Origin of the sequence: Alkalihalobacillus sp. MEB130 (assembly GCF_032335535.1) — a bacterium.
Lineage (GTDB): Bacteria > Bacillota > Bacilli > Bacillales > Bacillaceae_D > Halalkalibacter.
Genome location: NZ_JAOANA010000007.1, coordinates 16,826 through 37,697, shown reverse-complemented (window position 1 = coordinate 37,697; position 20,872 = coordinate 16,826). Strand labels below are relative to the sequence as shown.

The following is a 20,872-nucleotide window of genomic DNA, read 5'->3' as shown; positions in this document are numbered from 1 at the left end:
GGATAGAAAGTAAGATGATCATTGAATTTGTCGGGATGTCCGGAGTGGGAAAGAGTACGCTTATCTCCAAGTTGAAGCCAATGTTGTTACAAAAAAGTAAACGAAAAGTAAGTAGTAATCAGACGCTATCTCTACTCATTTTCTCTATGAAGTTGCTTCTGTTTCTAATAAAAGCCAATTTTATTCTTAATCCAATCAATGGAAAGGCACGTTTGAAAGTTACTGAACGATTATTGCTATCTTGTTTAAAGCATTACAAAAATCAACGAAAAAATGATTCCTATAAAATAGTTGATGAAGGGATCATCCACGCCATACTTTTTTCCATCGATAATAGAGTTGTGGGTAAAGAGGTCGACTATATGAGGTTAATAAGAGCAACTCGCTTTCTGCTAGAACTTGAAGAGGTTGTTGTTGTTTTTGTTGACGCTCATGAGAAGGATATTGTAAAAAATCGTCAGAAGCGTAATAGATCTTATAACGAGAAAACAATAAGCTTATCGTTGGTAGAGGAAGAACGTAATAGAAATGCACGTAAATTGGCTATATTGACAGAGAGCAAAGATCAACTTAGTTATACGTACATAAATTATTCTGGTGATCTAAGTGAAGAGGATACTGTATTAGCTATTGTTAATACAGTTATGGAAAAGGAACTAGCAGAGGTGTAGAAAATAGAACAAGGCGGTACTTGGCATGAAGGTCATTGAAACGAATTTTTATGATGCTAAAATAATTGAGCCGATGGTGTTTCAAGATAATCGAGGCTTTTTTACTGAAAGCTATAATAAGCAGAAGTTAATAGAAAGTGATATAATATTGGATTTTGTTCAAGACAATCACTCTTTATCAAAAGAAGCTGGGGTGTTAAGGGGACTTCATTATCAGCTCAAGCCTCGAGCTCAATCCAAACTTGTTCGAGTTCTTTCAGGAGCTATTTACGATGTGATTGTAGACATTCGAAAGAGTTCACCTACCTATGGGAAGTGGCAAGGGTTTATTTTAAGTGCAGACAACAAGAGGCAATTACTTGTGCCAAAAGGCTTTGCGCATGGTTTTTGTACACTTGTTCCAGATACTCAAGTGTTTTACAAGGTAGATGAATATTATTCACCTGAACATGATTGTGGAATTATATGGAATGACCCTACATTACAAATTAATTGGCCGGTGTCTGAACCTATTCTTTCTGCTAAAGACACGCTGTTAAAACCTTTTTTAGATGCAGAAAATAACTTTGACTAATAGGCGAAAGAGGATTGGAAACTATGAGACTTTTAGTAACAGGTGGAGCTGGATTCATCGGTAGTAACTTTATCCGTTATATGTTAAATCGATACCCAGAAGATCAAATTACGAACATTGATTTGTTAACTTATGCTGGGAATTTAGAGAATCTAAAAGGAATAGAGGAACGTAACAATTATACGTTTGTCAAAGGTGATATTACAGACCGATCTCTCATCTCCTCCTTATTTGAAAAAGGTGTAGATGCGGTTATAAATTTTGCGGCAGAGTCTCATGTTGATCGTAGCATAGTAAGCCCTGATATATTTGTAAGAACGAACATACTAGGAACTCAAGTGTTACTCGATGTGGCGAAAGAGTTTGGGGTAGAGAAGTTTGTACAAGTCTCTACAGACGAAGTATATGGTTCTCTCGGAGAAACAGGTCTTTTCCATGAAACAACCTCCTTGGCCCCAAACAGTCCTTACAGTGCAAGTAAGGCAGGAGCGGATTTACTTGTAAGATCTTATTATGAGACATTTGATATGCCCGTTACTATTACGCGTTGCTCCAATAATTACGGACCATATCAATTTCCTGAGAAATTAATCCCGCTTATGATTATGAATGCGTTGCAAGATAAACCGCTTCCGGTATATGGAGATGGCTTAAATGTAAGAGATTGGCTACATGTAGAAGATCACTGTCAAGCCATTGACCTTGTCCTCAGAAAAGGGAAGACTGGAGAGGTTTATAATATTGGTGGGAATAATGAACGGACTAATATAGAGATTGTCTCAACCATTTTAGAACGGTTGGAGAAACCTACATCTCTTATTAAGTATGTAGAAGATCGTCTTGGTCACGATCGGAGATATGCCATTGATGCCTCGAAGATCAAGAATGAGCTCGGTTGGAAGCCAGAATACACATTTGAAAAAGGAATCGAACAAACTATTACTTGGTATCTGGATAACTTGGAGTGGGGACAACGAATAATTAATGGTGATTACCAAGAGTATTACGCTAATCAATACAACAATCGATTAGGTGATAGAAGATGAACATACTTGTAACAGGCGCCAATGGTCAATTGGGACAAGAGTTGTGTGAACAGTTAGAAGCTCAAGGTATATCTTACGTAGGATGCTCTAAGAGGAAATTAGATGTTACTTCTTACGAACAAGTGAAGAAGGCTTTTACTAATTATAATCCAGATGTAATTATTCACACGGCTGCTTACACCAATGTTGATCGAGCAGAACAAGAAGAAGAATTAGCTTATGAGGTTAACGCATTAGGAGCTAAAAATGTAGCTAATGTGGCAAAGGAGATTGGTGCGAAGCTTTGCTACATTAGTACAGATTATGTTTTTAATGGAGAGGGGTTCGTCCCATACGGAGAAACAGATGAGGTAAGTCCACTAGGTGTCTACGGTAAAACAAAGTTTGCAGGTGAGCAATTTGTAAGAGAGAATGGTGACCAGTATTTTATTGTTAGAACGTCATGGGTATTTGGCAAACATGGTCAAAATTTTGTGAAAACCATGCTGAGATTAGCTGAAGAAAGAGAAGAGTTAGGAGTTGTTCATGATCAAGTAGGGTCCCCTACATACACTCATGATTTAGCTCTTTTTCTAATTGAACTCATTCAGACAAATCATTTCGGGACGTATCATGCATCAAACAATGGAAGTTGTTCATGGTACGAGTTTGCCTGTACAATTTTTGACTCAGTACATAAAAATATTAAGGTCAACCCTCTCACAACGAAGGAATTCCCCAGACCTGCACCAAGACCACACTATTCGGTGTTAGGTCATGAAGCTATTAAAGATAAAGGATTGAGAGACTTCCGTCATTGGAAGGAAGCGTTGCAAGACTTTCTAGTAGAGATAGGAGCTAAATAATGTCTAGTGTTTCAGTCCAAATTGTAACATTTAATAGCGCTGATGATATACAGTCTTGTTTAGAAGCGGTGAAGAACCAGGTCAACCCGGTTCAAAATATTGTAATTATTGATAATCACTCAAAGGATCAAACGGTTGCTAAAATAAAGGAATGGCAAAGTGCGAATAGAGACTTTCCGTTACAGCTTATTGAGAACAAACAGAATACAGGTTTTGCTCCAGCTCATAATCAAGCTATGCAATTAACAGAAACGTCCTTTGTTGTTGTGCTAAATCCAGATGTTATACTAGATCCCCACTACATAAAGACCATCATCACTTTACTTGAGTCAGATAGAGGCATAGGAAGTGCTACTGGAAAGTTATATCGAGATTCTTCTAAAAAGACCCTTGATAGTACAGGTATTTCGATTAAATTAAATCGGAGAGCTTACGACCGAGGGGCTAACGAGGATGATCTTGGTCAGTGGGATGGTTTAACGAATGTATTCGGAGTGTCTGGTGCAGCGGCTGTTTACAGACGTAAAATGATTGATGAAATCTCTATTGATGGAGAGTTTTACGACGAAGTGTTTTTTGCTTATAAGGAAGATGTGGATGTTGCCTGGAGGGCACGTTTGCTAGGATGGGAAGCGCGCTTTGTTCCCCAAGCTGTTGCGACACATAAACGGGGGTGGAAAGAAGAGAAAAAGCGTAGCGATGTCCCACTCTTCATTCGACATCACTCCTATATTAATCGTTACTATACGATTTTAAAGAACGACCAATGGTTTTTCCTTATTTTACATCTACCATTTATCATTTTTTATGAATTGGTAGCGTTTTTGTATGCTATTATGTCAGAGAGAGAATTATTAAAAGCATGGAAGGCTTTTTCTTATCAATATCAAGCGATGATGTTAAAAAGAAAGAAGATACAAGCTAAGAAAAAAGAATCTTCAAGAACACTATACCGCTTATTTAAGGGTATATGGTAGAGAAGGGTGTCATATGGACGTTAGTATTATTATAGTCAATTACAATACATGCAAATTAACGCTACAAGCAATAGATTCAGTCTATCAATCTATTACAAAATTTAAGTATGAGATCTTTGTAGTAGATAACGCTTCAACAGATTCAACCGTTGAAGAGCTAGTGCAAGGATATCCAAATGTGAAAGTAATTGCGAACCAAGAAAACGTTGGCTTCTCAAAGGCAAATAATCAAGCTATGAAAGAAGCAGCTGGTCGCTACGTTTTATTACTAAATTCAGATACGGTTGTTGAAAAAGATACATTAGATACAATGATTACATTCATGGATAAAGAAAAACAGGTTGGAGCTAGTGGCTGCAAAGTAGTACTGCCAGATGGGTCCTTAGATAAGGCTTGTCGTAGAGGTTTTCCTACTCCAGCTGCATCTTTTTATTATATGAGTGGTTTATCAAAGCTGTTTCCAAAAAGTGCATACTTCAATCAATATCATCAAGGTCATTTAGATGTAGATAAGGATTATTCAATAGATTGCTTAGTAGGAGCTTTTATGCTTGTTCGTAAAGAAGTAGTTGAACAAGTAGGGATGTTAGATGAAGAATTCTTTATGTATGGGGAAGATATTGATTGGTGCTATCGAATTAAAGAAGCTGGTTGGGATATTTATTATTATCCACATACATCAATTATTCATTATAAAGGGGCAAGTAGTAAAAAGAAGAAGCCAGTGAAGATTATTTATGAGTTCCACAGGGCTATGTACCTATTTCACAGAAAGCATTATCAAAAAAAGTATTTTTTTGCAATTAATTTTGTAATTTATCTAGGCATTTGGACTAAATTTTTAGTAGAATATATGAGGAACAACTTTCGATATTCTAACTAAGTGAGGATAAAAAAGATGATTAGAGGAAATGAACGTTTCTTAACACAAATCTATACATTGTGTGATATTTTAGCTATTCAACTAGCGTTTGTTGTTGCTTGGTGGCTAAAGTTTAACTCGGTCTTTGCTTCAGGTGTCCCACGTTTATCAACATCCACCTATTATTTGTGGGGTGTTATTTTTACGATTATCGCTATTATACTAGGGTATATCATGACATTGTACCAACCAAAGCGTAAGAAGAGATTTACTTATGAATTATTTAGAGTGAGTCAAGTTCAAGTATTCAGCATGTTTGTTTTATTAAGTTTGTTGTTTGTTTTTAATGCCGTTCATGTTTCTAGATCATTTCTATTTATCTTTTTACTTACTAGTATTGTGATTGTAGGGATCTACCGTTACTTTGTTAAAGTGGGATTAAGATATTTCAGGAAGAAGGGTTTCAATAAACAGTTTGTTCTCATTCTTGGTGCAGGCAGTGTGGGAAGATATTTTTCCGATAACTTACAACATCAGCCAGAAATGGGGTTAGAAGTGATTGGCTTCCTTGATGACAATATTTCTGAACATCAACCGGAGTTTAGTCATTATAAGCCAATTCGAGGGAAACTAGACGATTTAGAAGAAATTTTAAATAACAAGTTAATAGACGAAGTTGTTCTGGCGTTGCCACTAAGTGCACATGAAAAATATAAAGAGATTATTAATATATGCGATAAAGCAGGAGTAAGACTGTTAATTATTCCAGATTACTATGATGTGTTACCGGCCAAATTCACAGTTGACCAACTTGCTGATATCCCATTAATTAATGTTAGGGATGTGCCGTTAGACGAGCTTCGTAATCAAATAGCAAAAAGAGCATTTGATATTGTCTTTTCAATAATGGCTATCATTATTACTTCACCAATTCTAATAGGAATTGCTTTTACTATTAAGTTAACATCGAAGGGACCAATCATATTTAAACAAGAGCGTGTAGGGTTAAATAGAAGAACGTTTATTATGTACAAGTTCCGCAGTATGATTGATATGCCTCAAAATGTGTCGAATTCAAAGTGGACGACGGAGAATGACCCACGTAAGACTAAATTTGGTACATTTCTTAGAAAGACAAGTTTAGACGAACTGCCTCAATTTTTTAATGTACTAAAAGGGGACATGAGTGTAGTTGGTCCAAGACCTGAAAGAGTATATTTTGTTGAACAGTTTAAAGAGGAAATTCCAAAGTATATGGTTAAACATCACGTTCGTCCTGGTATCACAGGGTGGGCTCAGGTAAATGGTTTACGAGGAGATACGTCTATCTTCAAGCGAGTTCAATTAGACTTATTTTATATCGAAAACTGGACGTTCTTACTAGATATAAAAATTGTATGTAAAACGGTAATTAATGGCTTTATAAATAAAAATGCATATTAATCAATACGAAGAGGATGTAATCTGCAAATAGATAACATCCTTTTCGTATTTTAATATTTCTAAGTACTAATGTTCGATAAAAAAAGAGCGACTTCGTAACAAGCCACTCTTTAAATCTATAGTTCCATTTCTAAATGGGATCTAAGTATTGCACTTACACGAGTGATTTCGTCAGAAGGAACCTGGAGATAGTATATACCATTAATTGTTGTTCCATTTCCTTTAAGTTCTAATTGCTCAATCGAGTGTCTAGCATTTCGATAATTATTTTGAATTGACCACATATCATCAAGTGTTAAATCAGTACGAACAGATCTTCCGACGGTATTCAGCATGTCACCCGCTCTAGTAATAGAACTAATTTGAGCTGCTTCCTCTATGACAGCCTCTACTATTTGTCGTTGGCGATCATTTCGTCCGAAGTCTCCACGAGGATCGTCTTTTCTCATTCGGGAGTAGGCAAGAGCATCAGCACCGTCTAGATAAATTTCACCAACAGGAAAATAGTGACTGCTTCCGTAATCGAATTCTAGTTCGTTTTCAACGGAAATCCCACCAAGGGCATCAATTATTCCAACAAATCCTTTCATGTTAATACTAACGTAGTGATCAATTGGGATATTTAGTAGGTTTTCAATCGTATTTATGGTCATTTCTACACCACCATAAGAGAATGCGTGATTAACTTTATCTTGCACACCTCTACCAGCTATCTCGGTCCTTGTATCCCGAGGAATACTAACCATTTTGATGGTTTCATCATTTGGATTAATTGTCATGATTATAAGTGCATCAGAACGGCCTTTATGATTGTCACCACGTGCATCTACTCCTGCGATTAAAAAAGATAAAGGATCTTCTTTCTTAACTGTTACTTGTTCAATACGCTTACTAGATTGTTCTCTCTCTAATGGTTCATGAATTTCGAACGCAGTTTCGGTAACTGAGTTATATAAATAAAAACCAAAAGCAGTGGTTGATAAAAGTAAAACAATAAAGACTAAGCCAAGGCTAACTAGTATTTTCTTTTTCATAGAGACGCCTCTTTCTACTAAATAAAAAATATTTACAATCGTTGATTCTTACGCTATTATAATTAATTTAGTAGAAATCAGCAATACAATATCCGACACGCTATTTGTCGTTTTTTGGAATAGGATTTTTAAAGATATAATGATCTATAATTTTGGTATATTAAAAAGATGAGTTCTAAGGTTAGAAATAGGAGGGCTTCTAGTGAACAGAAGGAACTTTTTAGTTAATTTTTTGTTTTGGATCTTGTCATTTTTTGTGGGATATAAGGTGGCAAATATAGAAATTAAAAGTGAGGATGCGTCACTTTCAGATAATATGACCGTTCAAGATAAAGTAGACACATTAAATCAACAAATAAATGATACTACTAGGAAGCTTGACTATATAATTAACGTCAAACAACCTCCTTATAATGTTAGGGGAGATGCAGAAGATGATACAGAGGCAATACAACAGGCAATGTATGATGCCAAGGGGAAAGAACTGGTTATACCCGATGGAGAATATGCCATATCAAGTTCTTTAGAAATTCCAGATGACATTATTATTACAATGGGTTCAAATGCTAGGTTATTTACAGTTGGGAAATTAACAAATATTTTTAAGTGTGAAGGCAAAGTAACAGGATCTTATAAAGTAAAAAGAAACCTTTCCGTGGGAGAGCGAACCATTCCGGTTTCCAACGCTTCGGCTTTTTCAAAAGGTGATTTAATTATGGTAAGAGATGATTATAAGCCGGATGATATTCAGCCACAAAAAGGAGAATGTCATTATATCCACAGTGTAAATAAGAATAATAAAACTATAGAACTAACAGAATCTCTATGGGATAGTTATAGTACTGATTTTAATGCTTCAGTTGATATAATCAACCCTATAAAAAATATAAGAATAACTGGTGGAATAATTGAGGGGGCAGGAGTAGATGCTGGCCAAAACTCAGGTATGTTATTTAAATATGTTACTAACTTAGAAATTAGTCATACTACAGTAAGAAACTGGGCAAGACGAGGTATTATGATATCTACGGTAGTATATGGAAAAGTAGAAAAGTGTACATTTGAGAACATTTACGATACTGGTGATAGACCTGGAACTGGCTATAGTATAGAATTATCGAATGCTACTCAATGGTTTGATACAATGCACTGTTTTGCAAAAGATGTATCTAAACTGTGGGATGTCTCCGGGTTTAGCACGGACTATGGTCATACAAGGTTTTGCAAAGTTGCTTTTAATAAAATATATGGAGCTAATAGAGGTTGTATTAGTACTCATGCTGCCGGTGAGCATTTTAGTGTATTTGAAAATGATATTTATGGTTCAAGGTTATCCGAAAAGGGACAAGGACATGGTATGATGTTTCGAACCCCAAATATGAAAATTTATAATAACAGAATATGGGATTCAGTTAGGCATGGAATTGAATGTAGAAGTGAAGGGAAAGCTGGTAGTTACGAAATTTATAATAATACTATTCATTTTGCTCAGGAACATGCGATTAGAGTAGGAATGCAGGAATCCCCTGCTAAAAATGGAAAAAGCTATGTGCTTGATCAGGTAGTAATAGACGGTAATAATATTATTGATTCTGGTGGTTATGGAATTTATATTTATACCTTTACTGAGGCTTATGGAAAGCTGTCTAAATTGTCCATAACTAATAATATGATCAGTTATCTTGGTACTGCTGGGATTATTCTTGCAGGAGAAGCTTCTGGTATTAATCATGGGCTCATTTCGGGTAATACAGCTATTAATAATGGCAGTATTGAGGGGAAAGTAGGGATCTTAATTAGACCTGAAAGCGAAATGAGAGGGCTATTAATTTCCAATAATAGTTGCCATGGTGGAGAATATGGTATTCAAACAACAAGTCAAGAATTAACAATTGATTGCTTTGTTAATGGAAATTTAGTAGAAGGAACAAATGTAGGAGTAGATGGGTTTGCTAATGAGCAAATGGGACTAAATAAGCAAATTAATTAAGAAATTCAAGGCTTTTGTTTCTAATAATACCTACATATATTTACATATGATAAAAATGTATGTAACATATATATGGGTTAAATATTTGACGTATGTTTGAAATCTATTCCAACTTTTGAAGAAAATTATTATGGTTATCGTTTTAATAAACTTGTAAAATAGACAAAGTAAAATATATTTAAGGTGCTGCTAATTGTGAAATCATTATCAACAATTTTAGAACATAAAGACTTTATTTTAACTCTTGCAAAAAGAGACATCATAGCCAAATATAAACAATCTCTTTTAGGTATTCTTTGGATAATCTTGCAACCGTTAGGATTGATGGTTGTTTTAACAGTAGTTTTTTCTTTGTTTGTGAGATTACCAAGTGAAGGGTTGCCTTATGCCCCGTTTCTTTTTGTTGCTTTACTGCCTTATATGTATATTAATAGTACTGTGAATACGTCTACAAAATTAATCAATAGCTATGCGGGGTTAATTAGACAAAGGAACTTTTTTCGGCCATCCTTAGTTTTCATTAAATTTTTATCCGAGACAGTGAATTTTGGTTTTGCACTCATTGGATTGGTTATTGTACTCTTATTTTATAAGATTGTTCCTGGTTTTTATGCGTTGTACGCTATCCCTATCTTAGCAATACAAATGATTTTAATGTTGGGTATCATGTTTTTCTTATCTGCTACTAATGTTTATGTGCGTGATATTGGTATGATTGTGCCGTTAGGAGTTAGAATGTTACGCTATTTATCTCCTATTATGTATTCATATCATTCATTACCATTACAATATCAGCCTTACTTAGCGCTTAACCCACTCACAGGCATCTTTGATGGTTATAGACAAACCATTCTGCATAATCAACCGCCTGACATGACATTATTGCTTTATTCGCTTATTTTTAGTTTGTTTATATTCTTTGTTGGCTGGTTTACGTTTATGAAGCTGGAAAAGAACTTTGCTGACGTAGTATAGAAAGAGTGGTCTCGTATGAATGAATGTGTGATTCGATTAGAAAATATAGGTAAACTTTATCCGCAACAAGTAACGAAACTGCATTCCTTCAAGGATAGACTAATAAAAAAAAGTAATAATCTTGAAGGTCAGTGGTCTTTAAAAGATGTCTCATTTGATATTAATGCTGGTGAATCAGTTGCGATTTTAGGTGGGAATGGTTCAGGTAAAAGTACTTTATTAAAAGTAATCCTTGGTGTAACAGCACCAACGACCGGGTCAATTATGATAGATGGTAAGATTGGTGGCTTAATAGAGCTAGGAGCCGGGTTCCACAAAGAATTATCAGGCAGAGAAAATATCTATATGAACGGAGTCGTTTTAGGTCTAAAGGAAAAGGAAATTGATCTAATAATAGATGATATTATTGAATTTGCGGAGTTAGAAGATCATGTCGATAAGCCGATAAAACAATTCTCATCAGGTATGAAAGTTCGATTAGGTTTCTCAATCGCGATACATGTTGATGCTGACATCATTTTATTAGATGAAGTCTTAGCCGTAGGCGATAAACGGTTTAGAAAAAAAGCTATGAGTGCCATTAAAAGTTATATGAAAGGCAAAACGATTATCTTTGTTTCCCATAACGCCTCTCAAGTAAAGCAATTATGTGATAGAGCGATTGTCTTAGATCAAGGTCAAGTTGTTTATATGGGCGATACAGAATCCTCGTTAGATTATTATGAAAATGAAATTGTTAATGAGATTGTAAAATAAAAAGGAGGCCAATTGGCGCTCCTTTTTTAGTTGTATTATTATTGAGGATCATTGTTCTCATTATTAGTCGTATTTTCTGAAGGCTTCTCAGCAAATACGGCTGTAATGCTTCTGTTATTATTCATAGTTACTGTGAGACTCGTACTACGACCAGAAGCGTCCCCTTCCCAACGAACAAACTCCCACCCTTCTGCTGGTGTAGCTGTTAATGTTACACTTGTTCCTTCTCCAAAGGTAGATCCACTTCGGTTTGTACTAACTGTTCCTTCACCTACTTTCGCAGTAGACAAAGTTAGTTGTTTTGGTTCAGGTTCTGGTTTTGGTATTGGTTCTTCCTTAGAAAAGACTGCTCTAACCGATTTGTTGGAGTCCATAGAAACAGACGTATTTCGAGAGGTACCAGTTGCAGCCCCTTCCCAACGAACAAACTTCCAACCTGAATTAGGAACAGCGGTTAGGGCAACCCTTGTCCCATTTTGGAACTGGTTACCGGAACGATCTTTTTGGATTTGTCCCCCTTCACCAGCATTTAAGGATAACGTGTAAGTAGGTGTCGGTGGTGCTTGCTGTACTTCAGGTTCAGGTCTTGGTTGAGGCTCAGGTTCATTTTTAGTAAATACCGCTCTGATGGACTTATCACTATCCATTACGACATGAATTCGAGCATCCGTTGAAGAGATAGAACCTGTCCACTCTTTGAATGACCAGCCTTCACTAGGGCGAGCTGTTAACTGAACTGAATCCATATTTGAAAACGTAGAACTTAAAGAGCTTCTTATAATTTCCCCTTCACCAGTCTTAGCGAGCGATAAAGAATGGGCCTCTTCTTCTTCAAAGATTGCTTGAATGTTTAAACTGGTTTTAATTGTTAGGTTTACAGGGTTTTCGTTCCCTTCCAAATCTCCTTCCCACCTTACGAATCTCCATCCGGTCTGGGGTTTTGCTTCAATTGAAACTGAAGTATTTGGTGTGTAAGAATCCTGTTCAGGAGAAACGACAACTTCTCCTTGTCCAAGAGATTTATGGGAAATAACTTTATTATCCCCTTCAATTACAAGCTCAATTCTTTCAACAAAATCTTCATAATTTACAACTAAATGTGTTGTTCCTTCCTTTAAAGCTTTAAAAGTAGTTTCATAACCTATAGGTTCGATAAACTCACCGAGGTCTTCATCATCAAGTCTCCACCTTGGTGTGAATTCCATATGCTCCCCTTCTGCATCAAAACCAACAACAGAGACAGGTAAAGTTTGTCCAATTGCTAAGACTCCAAATTCCTCAGGGGTGACTGCTACACTCTGTAAAACTTGTTCTTTTACTTCTAGAGTTCTTGTAAAGGTATATTCGCCGAATTTCGCTATAATTTCTGTTTCTCCGAGTTCTTCACCGGTGAATATTACTTCATCAATTTCATTACTATCACTTAGGACTCCAATGTGCTCGTTAACCACTTGCCATTCGGCAGGAAGGCGGATAGATTCTTGATCATCGTTCTCCTTCCAAATCAATGACACTTTTCTGCTATGCCCTTGTTGAACAAGTCTTCTTGAGGAAATTCTAATAGTGTCATGAAGGGTTTCAAATTCATCAATTAATTCGGTTGAGTTTGTTTCATTAGCTCCTTGGTCTAAAATCTCTAATGCATTTAGTATCTGTAATTGATCGATATGAAACGCAGATAAGAAAGAATAGAAGCTTTCTTCTTTAGGGAGAAGCTCAATTCCTGTCAAAAGAGTCTCCTCCGCTTCATCAAATCTAGATAAGGCAACATAACTTTCAGCAAGTCCAAGCCGTGCATCAATATTTAACGGATCTAACTCGAGGACACTTTCAAAAGCTTTAATACTTTCTTCATAATCTGCGCTCTCAAAATGATTTTTAGCGATTTGAAGCTGCTTCGCTAAATTATCAGATTGAATAGCAGACACAGTAAAAATACCCATTAAGGAAACAGCAATGATACCAGAAACAACGAACAATATAAATTTCTTATCCATTTACCAAATAACACCTCTCTTTTATTGTAGATTCTAGCAATAATTATAATGAAAATAAGAAATGAAAGAAAGAAGATTTGTAGATTCTGTCGGAAAATATATGAAATTGTCATCTTTATTATATATTGCCAACAAAAATGTAAAAAAGCACTCTCATAAATTTGAGAATGCTTTTCCCATATTAGCTATTATTCAAGTCCTAAATGTCCTCGTAACTCACTACTTACACGATTCACTTCTTCATTAGGGATTTCTAAGTAATACACTCCATTAATTCTTGTTCCATTCCCTTTGATCTCCATTTGTTCAACATTATGACGTGCGTCACGATACTTTGATTGAATCTTCCACATGCCATCCAAATCTAAATCAGTACGAACAGACTTACCAACTTCACTTAAAATACTACCTACTCTAGTAATAGAGCTAATTTGTGCAGCTTCTTGTATAACAGCATCAACAATGTCTCGCTGTCTATCATTACGACCGAAATCACCACGCGGATCGTCATAACGCATTCTAGAATAAGCTAAAGCTTCTTCTCCATTTAAGAAAAGTTCGCCTTCAGGAAAATTAAATCTACTACCGTAACTAAAGGCAAAATCATTATTTACAGGAACCCCACCTAAAGCATCAACTAAACCAGTGAAGCCTTCCATGTTAATACTTACATAATGATCAATAGGAATATTTAAAAAGTTCTCAACCGTATTCATTGTCATCTCAACGCCACCAAAAGCATAGGCATGATTGATTTTATCAAGCTGACCTCGTCCTGCAATCTCAGTACGTGTATCTCGTGGGATGCTAAGCATCTTAATCGATTGATCTTCTGGATTTACGGTCATGACGATGATCGTATCAGAACGGCCAGAGTGATGATCTCCCCTAGAGTCTACCCCTGCAATTAGAAAAGAAATGGGCTCACTACTTTCCACATCCACTTCTTTTTCTCGTTTTTCAGTTACTCGCTCGATTGGCTCATGAATTTCTTGAACCGTATCAGTTACGGATTTATATAAATAGAATCCATATGCAGCAACAGCTAAAAAGACAACACCAAACATAATTCCAAGTGTAACGAGCAGTTTTTTCTTCATAATTTTATGCCTCTTTCACTTTTATTTGAAATTAATTGTTCATAAGATAGATTACCTATGCAATTATATTCAAATAGTAGACAAGGATCAATCTTTTCTGACAAAATTACGTCGGATTTAGTAGAATAGTGTTTGGAAGAGATGGGAATAGGTGGTGAAAAAAAGGAGGAATTTGTTTGTGTGTTAGTAAATACGACAATGGTTTCTTTTTTTCTGTCAAAAGTAGGGTTTACAAATTTGTGAAGATTTATGAATAACTCGCGTGAATAGGGTTTACCTCACCAAGTCGAATAAGAGACCTGGCGGGATAAACCTGCTGTCCCTTATAAACTACCAAGCAAGGAAGCTGCTACAGCAACCCCTACGCCCAATATCGACATGGATCCGATTATAACAGCTCGCTTCACTTTCTTTTTGCGATGAAGTTCTTCTGGTGTGTAAAACATTGTCATTCCTCCTCTAAAAAATGTTCATACAGAGGACAGGTTGGTAACTGGCTGGCATAATGGAAGAACCATTTTAGCCCCTCTAGCTTTGCGTCATCAGCTTTCGCTGATTTTGCCCTTTAACGTATGACCTATCTTTTATCGGAGACTTGAATTAAAGTTTTAACTTTTTTTTGAAAATCTTTTCGAAGAAGTTAAATAGTAAATAAATTACCAAATTTGTTCTATAGATTTTAATATGAAATCTATAGTTAAATAGAACTAAGTGATTAACAAAAAATTCAACAGCATCTGACAATCTATGATATAATGCTTTTTGTTGTATTGTTCGATGTTACTAAATTTAGGAGGTTTTCAAGAAGAATGGAAGAAACAATAAGTCTAAAAGATATCTTTCAAACGCTAAAACACCGTTTGAAATTAATTATTATCATCCCCATCTTTGCGGTATTGGTAAGTGCATTGGTGAGTTACTTTCTTTTAACTCCAATCTATCAAAGTTCGACACAGATCTTAGTGAACCAAACACAAAGCGACCAAGCATTTAGCCAGTCTGATATTCGTACAAATATTGAATTAATCAATACGTATAACGTTATTATTAAAAGTCCTATTATTTTAGAAAAAGTAATTGAAGAAGCAAACCTTTCAGAATCCGTGAGCTCGTTAAATAGCAAAGTAAGTGTAGGGGCTCAAAACAACTCACAAGTTGTGAATATAACCGTGGAACATGAACAGCCTTCTACAGCTGCGCATATTGCAAATACGATTGCTACTGTTTTTCAACGTGAGATTGTATCGATCATGAGTGTAGACAACGTAAGTATCCTTTCTCAAGCACAGGTTAGCGACTCTCCATCACCTATTAAACCTAACCCAATCTTAAATATGGCGATTGCCTTTGTAGTTGGGTTAATGGCTGCGGTTGGACTTGCATTTTTACTGGAGTACTTAGATACAACGATGAAGACAGAAAAAGATATTGAAGATATATTAGAACTTCCTATTTTAGGGGTAGTAGCCTCAATGGACAACGAAAAAGGCGGAAGAAAAGGTAAGAGAGGTGAAGAAAAAAGTGTCTCGTAAAGGAAAACAAACGCAAGCAAGACAGCGTCGAAACTTAATAACAGAATCATGGAAGAACTCTCCTATTTCAGAACAATATCGTACGATACGTACAAATATTGAATTCTCCTCTATCGATCGTGACATTCGTACCATTCTTGTTACTTCTGCTGGTCCTGGAGAAGGGAAATCAACAACAGCTGCCAACTTAGCCGTTGTCATGGCACAAAATGGAAACTCTGTTTTATTAGTAGATGCTGATTTACGTAAGCCAACTGCGCATTACACATTTGGTACATCTAATATGACAGGCTTAACAAATGTGTTAACGAAACAAGTAGGTTTGGAAGAAGCTGTTCAATCAACAAAAACGGAAAATCTATCACTCTTAACATGTGGTCCAATCCCACCTAATCCTGCTGAACTTCTAAACTCTAGAAGAATGGGACTTGTACTAGAACGTGCTCAAGAACTATTTGATACCATTATCCTTGATACGCCACCTGTTATGGCTGTAGCGGATGCGCAAATTCTTGCTAGTAAATGTGATGGAACGGTTCTCGTTGTATCTAGTGGGAAAACAGAGCGTGAAGAAGTGAAAAAAGCAAAAGAACAGTTATTAAATGCGAAAGCCAATATTCTTGGTGCTGTATTAAATAATAAAAAGATTGAATCAGGGAGTTACTATTATTATAGCAACAACTAATTGTTGATATAAAAGAGGAGTGTTTTAGATGATTGATATTCATTGTCATATATTACCTTGTGTGGATGATGGCCCTAAGACATTAGCTGAAAGTTTAGATTTAGCTAGACTTGCCGAAACAGAAGGAATAACAAAAATCATTGCAACACCTCATCATCAACATCCCTCTTTTATGAATAGTGGATATGAAGTAGTAAGAAAGGTAGAGGAGTTGAATGATGCCTTTAAGCAAGATGGGATAGGTGTCACAGTTATTCCATCTCAAGAAGTTCGCTTGCATGGTGAAATTATTCAGCACTTAGAATTAGGTGATGTGCTGCCGTTGACTCCGGAAGGTTCTTATATTTTGATAGAATTTCCGACAAATAGTATACCCCGGTATGCAACGAGGCTGTTTTATGAATTAAAGTTAAAAGGTTTGACACCTATTATTGCTCATCCAGAGCGAAATAAAGTCATTGTTGAAGATCCAGATATTCTCTATGACTTTGTTAAAGATGGCGTATTGACGCAAGTAACTGCTGCAAGTGTAACAGGTCACTTAGGGAAAAAGCTTATGAAGTTTACAGACCAATTGATAGAAGCTAACCTTACTCATTTTATAGCTTCAGATGCACATAATGGCACAGAAAGGCCATTTCGTTTGCGTGAGGCATACTCGGCAGTAGAAGGTCGATTTGGCATTGAAATGGTTTATCAATTACAAGAAAATGCCGAACTCCTTATTAATCAACAACATGTTCAAGTATGGCCACCGGAACCAATTAGGAGGAAGAAACGTTTTTTTGGTTTGCTATAGAACATTTATTGTTTTTTTAAAAGCCATTTTTTGGCTTTTTTTTATGACCTTTTTCACAACGCTTACATTATGTAATTGCGAAATGTGTCGAATGATAGGGTACGTTATATGTTGAATTATGTAGGAGAACGAACTAAAATAGTATGGGGTGAAAATTATAAATGTCTTGATTTTAAAGGTGTTTTTGTGATTTTCATAACCTGAATTTGGAACAGTTTATTCGACAAAAACTATGTTATGATACTTTAAGATGAGATTCTACTAAGAAATTTTTAAATGGGTCTTTAGTCTTGGTTAAGCAATTGAAACAGGGACAAGAGGAACACGATTTACTCTTGTTTCTTTTATTATGATTACTAAAAAAGTTTATATATATCTATTTAATCGAATGAAAACTAGGCAATGTCTCCTTGCCGTTATCGCTGGAGGCACTCGATTACGCTGTGGGTTCTATATATTGAACCTTAGACGCAATTGTCGTCATTGGTGTAATGTGAGGAGGGGTTAGATGCCTCTTATCTTTATTATGAAATTAGGTAGAGTCTTAAGTTATTAATCTTCTAAAAAGGCTAATAACTTAAGACTTTCTTGTGATACTTACTTAAAATTGTGTAGGGGGGTTTTTACATTGATTAAAAAAGTAAAAAAAGCAATTATTCCAGCTGCAGGGTTAGGAACTAGATTTTTACCTGCGACAAAAGCAATGCCAAAAGAGATGCTTCCGATCGTTGATAAACCGACCATTCAATATATTATCGAAGAAGCTGTTGAGTCCGGAATAGAAGATATTATTATTGTAACGGGTAAAGGGAAGCGTGCCATTGAAGATCACTTTGATCATGCGTTTGAATTAGAACAAAACTTAATTGAAAAAGAAAAATTTGCTCTTCTTGATAAAGTACAAGCTGCATCAAGAGTAGATATTCATTATATTCGTCAAAAAGAACCTAAAGGATTAGGACATGCTGTTTGGTGTGCGCGTAAGTTTATTGGTGATGAGCCGTTTGCCGTTTTACTTGGGGATGATATTGTACAAGCTGATACGCCTTGTACAAAGCAGTTAATTGATGTTTATAACGAGACTGGTTCATCGGTAATTGGGGTTCAGACAGTTCCTAACGATCAAACCCATCGATATGGAATTATTGATCCGACGACTCAAAATGGTAGAACATATCAGGTGAGTAATTTTGTTGAAAAGCCTGCTCAAGGGCTAGCACCGTCTAACTTAGCCATTATGGGGAGATACCTGCTAACACCTGAAATTTTTGGTCTTTTAGAAAGTCAGGAGACAGGTGCAGGTGGAGAAATTCAATTAACGGATGCGATTCAACGTTTGAATGAGCTACAGTCTGTTTATGCGTATGATTTTGAAGGGGAACGTTTTGATGTTGGGGAGAAGTTTGGTTTTGTTTTGACAACATTGAAATTTGCATTAAGAAATGAAGAGCTAAGAGGACCACTTCTTCAAGAAATGGAAGAGCTTTTAAAGCAAAATAACCTAGTAAAAAACTAAAGTCTATAAAAGGGGGAGTTTAATCTCCCTTTTATAATGCTGCTAAGGTATAAATAAAGCCTTAACCTATGATTCTTCATAGGCTATCAGAGGGATGATAGTTTAGGGTTTTACACGATACTTATGTTATTAGAAAGGGGAACTCACATGTCGTATCGAAAAAGAATAGCTGCGTTAATGATGGTTGACTCAGTTATTGTATTAACGGCCATATTTATTAGTAATTTTTTATTAATCCCATTAGAGAATCCTTTTACTTTAATGTTACTTGTTAGTGCAATTACATTGCTTATTAGCCACCATCTATTTGCAGCTAAGTACAAGCTGTATAAAAAAGTTTGGCAATATGCGAGTATGTCAGAGCTTACAGGAATCTTTAAAGCTGTGACAATCTCAGTAGTTGTAACAGGTGCTGTCCAACTCATCTTTTTCCAAGATATCGCTCTACGAACATTAGCAATTACGTGGATGATGCATATTCTTTTTATTGGCGGTTCGCGTTTTTCTTGGAGATTATACCGAGACCACTTTATTCAACCAGCAAAAGGGAAAAACAATACATTGATTATTGGCGCCGGCGCAGCAGGTACGATGGTTGCAAGACAGCTTCAGCAAAGTCAAGAATCTGATTTGACTCCCGTTGCGTTTATTGACGATGATATCAATAAGCAACATTTAGAAGTATTAAACCTACCAGTTGTCGGCGGGATCCAAGAAATTGTAACAACAGTAGAAAAATTAAAAGTTAGACATATCATTATAGCTATCCCTTCCCTTAGTAGAAAAGAATTAAACACGATTTTTGAAGAGTGTTCAAAAACAAAAGCAAAAACTCAAATTCTCCCTCGTATTGAAGACATTATGTCTGGAAAAGTATCAGTCAATCAGTTCCGTGATGTGGAAGTAGAGGACTTACTTGGACGCGAACCTGTTGAACTTGATGTTGCCGGTATTGAGAAGTATGTAAAAGGAAAGACCGTACTTGTTACGGGAGCAGGCGGATCAATTGGATCGGAGATTTGCCGTCAGCTTTCGATTTTTGAACCAAAAGAGCTCGTTTTATTAGGACATGGAGAAAACAGCATTTATTCGATTGAGATGGAATTACGGAGAACAGTACCTGAGTTAAATATCTCGACTGAAATTGCTGATGTACAGGACCGTGATAAAATGTTTTCGATCATGGCGAAGAGAAAGCCACATGTTGTTTATCATGCTGCAGCTCATAAGCATGTACCGTTGATGGAGCGTAATCCAGAGGAAGCAGTTAAGAACAATGTGATTGGAACGAGAAACGTAGCTGAAGCATCTAGTGAAGCTGGCGTAAATACATTTGTGATGGTTTCCACAGATAAGGCAGTTAACCCAACAAGTGTCATGGGAGCGACGAAGCGGATTGCTGAAATGGTTGTACAGCATATGGATATGATTAGTGATACTAGATTCGTAGCTGTTCGCTTTGGGAATGTGCTTGGAAGTCGTGGAAGTGTGATTCCATTATTTAAGCAGCAAATTCAAAATGGTGGACCGGTGACGGTGACACATCCAGATATGGTTCGTTACTTTATGACGATTCCTGAGGCTTCTCGATTAGTCCTTCAAGCTGGGGCGCTTGCTGAAGGTGGAGAAGTGTTTGTACTTGATATGGGAGAGCCGGTGAAGATTGTTGATTTGGCTCATAACCTAATTAAGTTGTCTGGTTATACGGAGGAAGAGATTCCGATTGTATTCTCTGGGATGAGGCCTGGGGAGAAGATGTTTGAGGAACTGCTTGGTGCGGATGAGGTGCATAGTGAGCAGGTTTATCCGAAGATTTATCGTGGGAAGACACCGGAGGTTAATATTAATGTGACGTATGAGTTGGTTGAGAGGTTTGAAGGGGTTAGCAAGGAACAGTTGAGGGAAGAGTTGTTGGATATTGCTAACTTCCGGGTTGGTGAGTTGAGGGTTTTGAGTGGTGTGAAGTAGATGTAAGCATCAAAGCCATTTTCAAATTTATGAGAATGGCTTTGATGCTTTTACAGATTAAACGGTGAATAACAACCATTTGCGACGCGGATATTCGAAGTG

General features: G+C 36.3%; 19 protein-coding genes and 1 riboswitch. Of the genes, 15 read left to right on the top strand and 4 right to left on the bottom strand.

Annotation, left to right across the window (positions count from 1 at the left end):
• Positions 1 to 14 precede the first annotated feature (14 nt).
• From N0O92_RS08815 to N0O92_RS08785, 7 genes are read left to right on the top strand one after another with little or no spacing between them, the layout of a single operon-like run.
• The gene (locus tag N0O92_RS08815) at positions 15 to 671 is read left to right on the top strand and encodes a hypothetical protein (protein WP_315614306.1); all 657 of its coding nucleotides are present in this window, start codon (positions 15 to 17) and stop codon (positions 669 to 671) included.
• 25 nt (positions 672 to 696) lie between these two features.
• Positions 697 to 1,245 (top strand): dTDP-4-dehydrorhamnose 3,5-epimerase, encoded by a 549-nt coding sequence (gene rfbC / locus N0O92_RS08810; RefSeq protein ID WP_315614305.1) that lies wholly within the window; start codon positions 697 to 699, stop codon positions 1,243 to 1,245.
• A gap of 23 nt (positions 1,246 to 1,268) precedes the next feature.
• Positions 1,269 to 2,291 carry a dTDP-glucose 4,6-dehydratase gene (rfbB, locus tag N0O92_RS08805; RefSeq protein WP_315614304.1) on the top strand — a complete coding sequence of 341 codons (1,023 nt, stop codon included), beginning with the start codon at positions 1,269 to 1,271 and terminating at the stop codon, positions 2,289 to 2,291.
• Positions 2,288 to 3,136, top strand: coding sequence for a dTDP-4-dehydrorhamnose reductase (gene rfbD, locus N0O92_RS08800; RefSeq protein WP_315614303.1), 849 nt, complete (start codon positions 2,288 to 2,290; stop codon positions 3,134 to 3,136). The genes rfbB and rfbD overlap by 4 nt, the downstream gene beginning before the upstream one ends.
• Positions 3,136 to 4,113 (top strand): glycosyltransferase family 2 protein, encoded by a 978-nt coding sequence (locus tag N0O92_RS08795; RefSeq protein WP_315614302.1) that lies wholly within the window; start codon positions 3,136 to 3,138, stop codon positions 4,111 to 4,113. The genes rfbD and N0O92_RS08795 overlap by 1 nt, the downstream gene beginning before the upstream one ends.
• A 13-nt stretch (positions 4,114 to 4,126) precedes the next feature.
• The gene (locus tag N0O92_RS08790) at positions 4,127 to 4,996 is read left to right on the top strand and encodes a glycosyltransferase family 2 protein (protein ID WP_315614301.1); all 870 of its coding nucleotides are present in this window, start codon (positions 4,127 to 4,129) and stop codon (positions 4,994 to 4,996) included.
• Between the two features lie 15 nt (positions 4,997 to 5,011).
• Positions 5,012 to 6,418, top strand: coding sequence for an undecaprenyl-phosphate glucose phosphotransferase (locus N0O92_RS08785; protein WP_315614300.1), 1,407 nt, complete (start codon positions 5,012 to 5,014; stop codon positions 6,416 to 6,418).
• Positions 6,419 to 6,534: 116 nt separating this feature from the next.
• Here N0O92_RS08785 and N0O92_RS08780 read toward each other — a convergent pair whose 3' ends face one another.
• Positions 6,535 to 7,452: an LCP family glycopolymer transferase gene (locus N0O92_RS08780; RefSeq protein WP_315614299.1), complete on the bottom strand. Its 918-nt coding sequence runs from the start codon at positions 7,450 to 7,452 to the stop codon at positions 6,535 to 6,537.
• Between the two features lie 202 nt (positions 7,453 to 7,654).
• Here N0O92_RS08780 and N0O92_RS08775 point away from each other — a divergent pair, with 202 nt between their 5' ends.
• From N0O92_RS08775 to N0O92_RS08765, 3 genes are all read left to right on the top strand, one after another.
• Positions 7,655 to 9,442 carry a right-handed parallel beta-helix repeat-containing protein gene (locus N0O92_RS08775; RefSeq protein WP_315614298.1) on the top strand — a complete coding sequence of 596 codons (1,788 nt, stop codon included), beginning with the start codon at positions 7,655 to 7,657 and terminating at the stop codon, positions 9,440 to 9,442.
• 195 nt (positions 9,443 to 9,637) lie between these two features.
• Entirely contained in the window at positions 9,638 to 10,417 is a 780-nt protein-coding gene (locus N0O92_RS08770) for an ABC transporter permease (RefSeq protein ID WP_315614297.1), read from the top strand.
• A gap of 15 nt (positions 10,418 to 10,432) precedes the next feature.
• Complete coding sequence (locus tag N0O92_RS08765; RefSeq protein WP_315614296.1) at positions 10,433 to 11,173, top strand: ABC transporter ATP-binding protein; 741 nt, start codon at positions 10,433 to 10,435, stop codon at positions 11,171 to 11,173.
• 38 nt (positions 11,174 to 11,211) lie between these two features.
• On the opposite strand, the gene N0O92_RS08760 is transcribed toward N0O92_RS08765, so the two are convergent.
• The 3 genes from N0O92_RS08760 to N0O92_RS08750 form a co-directional block, all read right to left on the bottom strand.
• Complete coding sequence (locus tag N0O92_RS08760; protein ID WP_315614295.1) at positions 11,212 to 13,170, bottom strand: InlB B-repeat-containing protein; 1,959 nt, start codon at positions 13,168 to 13,170, stop codon at positions 11,212 to 11,214.
• 188 nt (positions 13,171 to 13,358) lie between these two features.
• Positions 13,359 to 14,270: an LCP family glycopolymer transferase gene (locus N0O92_RS08755; RefSeq protein ID WP_315614294.1), complete on the bottom strand. Its 912-nt coding sequence runs from the start codon at positions 14,268 to 14,270 to the stop codon at positions 13,359 to 13,361.
• Positions 14,271 to 14,593: 323 nt separating this feature from the next.
• A complete protein-coding gene (locus tag N0O92_RS08750; protein WP_315614293.1) occupies positions 14,594 to 14,716 on the bottom strand; it encodes a hypothetical protein in 123 nt (40 codons plus the stop codon).
• Positions 14,717 to 14,755: 39 nt separating this feature from the next.
• Positions 14,756 to 14,843: riboswitch (cyclic di-GMP riboswitch) on the bottom strand.
• 236 nt (positions 14,844 to 15,079) lie between these two features.
• On the opposite strand from N0O92_RS08750, the gene N0O92_RS08745 reads away from it, so the two are divergent.
• The 5 genes from N0O92_RS08745 to N0O92_RS08725 all read left to right on the top strand — a co-directional run bounded on the left by N0O92_RS08745 (position 15,080) and on the right by N0O92_RS08725 (position 20,770).
• On the top strand, positions 15,080 to 15,802 hold the full coding sequence (locus N0O92_RS08745; RefSeq protein WP_315614292.1) for a YveK family protein: 723 nt from the start codon (positions 15,080 to 15,082) through the stop codon (positions 15,800 to 15,802).
• Entirely contained in the window at positions 15,792 to 16,487 is a 696-nt protein-coding gene (locus N0O92_RS08740; protein ID WP_315614291.1) for a CpsD/CapB family tyrosine-protein kinase, read from the top strand. The genes N0O92_RS08745 and N0O92_RS08740 overlap by 11 nt, the downstream gene beginning before the upstream one ends.
• A gap of 28 nt (positions 16,488 to 16,515) precedes the next feature.
• Positions 16,516 to 17,286, top strand: coding sequence for a tyrosine-protein phosphatase (locus tag N0O92_RS08735; RefSeq protein ID WP_315614290.1), 771 nt, complete (start codon positions 16,516 to 16,518; stop codon positions 17,284 to 17,286).
• A 631-nt stretch (positions 17,287 to 17,917) separates the two neighbouring features.
• Positions 17,918 to 18,802: a UTP--glucose-1-phosphate uridylyltransferase GalU gene (galU, locus tag N0O92_RS08730; RefSeq protein WP_315614458.1), complete on the top strand. Its 885-nt coding sequence runs from the start codon at positions 17,918 to 17,920 to the stop codon at positions 18,800 to 18,802.
• Between the two features lie 147 nt (positions 18,803 to 18,949).
• The gene (locus N0O92_RS08725; protein ID WP_315614289.1) at positions 18,950 to 20,770 is read left to right on the top strand and encodes a polysaccharide biosynthesis protein; all 1,821 of its coding nucleotides are present in this window, start codon (positions 18,950 to 18,952) and stop codon (positions 20,768 to 20,770) included.
• Positions 20,771 to 20,872: the final 102 nt, after the last annotated feature.

Coding starts and splice junctions, on each gene's coding strand:
- N0O92_RS08760 (WP_315614295.1), bottom strand. CDS start 13,170: ATGGATAAGAAATTTATATTGTTCGTTGTTTCTGGTATCATTGCTGTT.
- N0O92_RS08750 (WP_315614293.1), bottom strand. CDS start 14,716: ATGTTTTACACACCAGAAGAACTTCATCGCAAAAAGAAAGTGAAGCGA.
- N0O92_RS08745 (WP_315614292.1), top strand. CDS start 15,080: ATGGAAGAAACAATAAGTCTAAAAGATATCTTTCAAACGCTAAAACAC.
- N0O92_RS08725 (WP_315614289.1), top strand. CDS start 18,950: ATGTCGTATCGAAAAAGAATAGCTGCGTTAATGATGGTTGACTCAGTT.
- N0O92_RS08735 (WP_315614290.1), top strand. CDS start 16,516: ATGATTGATATTCATTGTCATATATTACCTTGTGTGGATGATGGCCCT.
- N0O92_RS08765 (WP_315614296.1), top strand. CDS start 10,433: ATGAATGAATGTGTGATTCGATTAGAAAATATAGGTAAACTTTATCCG.
- N0O92_RS08780 (WP_315614299.1), bottom strand. CDS start 7,452: ATGAAAAAGAAAATACTAGTTAGCCTTGGCTTAGTCTTTATTGTTTTA.
- N0O92_RS08795 (WP_315614302.1), top strand. CDS start 3,136: ATGTCTAGTGTTTCAGTCCAAATTGTAACATTTAATAGCGCTGATGAT.
- N0O92_RS08815 (WP_315614306.1), top strand. CDS start 15: ATGATCATTGAATTTGTCGGGATGTCCGGAGTGGGAAAGAGTACGCTT.
- rfbD (WP_315614303.1), top strand. CDS start 2,288: ATGAACATACTTGTAACAGGCGCCAATGGTCAATTGGGACAAGAGTTG.
- N0O92_RS08755 (WP_315614294.1), bottom strand. CDS start 14,270: ATGAAGAAAAAACTGCTCGTTACACTTGGAATTATGTTTGGTGTTGTC.
- N0O92_RS08785 (WP_315614300.1), top strand. CDS start 5,012: ATGATTAGAGGAAATGAACGTTTCTTAACACAAATCTATACATTGTGT.
- N0O92_RS08790 (WP_315614301.1), top strand. CDS start 4,127: ATGGACGTTAGTATTATTATAGTCAATTACAATACATGCAAATTAACG.
- rfbB (WP_315614304.1), top strand. CDS start 1,269: ATGAGACTTTTAGTAACAGGTGGAGCTGGATTCATCGGTAGTAACTTT.
- rfbC (WP_315614305.1), top strand. CDS start 697: ATGAAGGTCATTGAAACGAATTTTTATGATGCTAAAATAATTGAGCCG.